Consider the following 1,087-nt stretch of genomic DNA (forward strand, 5'->3'; position numbering starts at 1 on the left):
GGGACTCTCGTTCACCGCACCAAGCAGGCTGCCCGGCACGTGCGGACGGTGCGGCGCGTCCGCGTCCCGGTACTCGTCCCGCAGACCCAGCTGATGCGTCAACTCGTGCACCAGATGCACCGGATCGGCATCCGCCCACCACACCGACTGATCCATCACCCGGTCACGACCCACCAGGTCCACCGTCAGATGCGGGGACTCCCCCGGCGCCACCAACTCCACCGACACATGCAACCGATCACCATTTGGCAGACGATAAGCGGGACCGTTCAAGAACTCCGCCACACCGGAGCTCAACTTGTCGAACACCTCCTGCGGCCCACCGCCCTCGCCGCCGCGCAGCGCCACCCGCACCGTCAGATCCGTCACCGGCTCACCGCCGAACACGAACCGCCGCGCATCGAACCCCGAACGCACCACGAAACGAGGACGGGAGTCCGGTCCACCCAGCGGGGTCAGGCTGGTGATCTCGTCCGCGGGTTCGCTGCTGATCGTGTCCTGCGGGAGGCGAGGACGCGACTCGCCGGTCGGCTCGGTCGGCTCGGACGACGCAGTCGGCGGCGTCGAACGGCGGATGCTGGAGCCGCTGTTGTTGGTCGCCACGCGTGTGGCGAGCGTCGCGAAGTCCCGCGTGACGCCCCACCAGCCCTTGTCCGCCGGGATCAGCGCGCGCACCGGGCTGTCGTCCGCCAACTGCTGGACAAACATCTCCTTGTACGCATTGTAGACCCGCGCCGTGTTCACCGGCTCCTTCGCCGCGTTCACCCGGTTGTCGCTCGTGATGGCGATCGTCGCGACATCCATCAGATACGTGTCGATCAGGTCCGTGACGTCCCGCTCCCTCGCGCCGGGCTTTCCGGCCTGCGCGTCGGCGGCGAGGACGTCGGCCATCCCCAGGACGATGTCCCGGTAGATCCGGTGCCTGGTGCTGCTCGGGAACACCGCCATGATGTGGTCCGCCTGACGCGCGGTGTCGGTGCTCATCATGCGCGGCGGATTCAGGTGCTCCAGGCCAGGGACCGAGAACGGCATCCCTTCGAGCAGCGGCTCCTCGTCGCGGACCTCGACGTTGCGGGACGCCAGCGGG

General features: G+C 68.4%; 1 protein-coding gene. It reads right to left on the reverse strand.

The window, feature by feature from the left end:
- On the reverse strand, nucleotides 1–1,087 hold a 1,087-nt coding region (locus tag ACY34M_RS41850), incomplete at both ends, for a hypothetical protein (protein ID WP_462723969.1).

This window comes from Streptomyces sp. EDA2-14 (assembly GCF_054963755.1).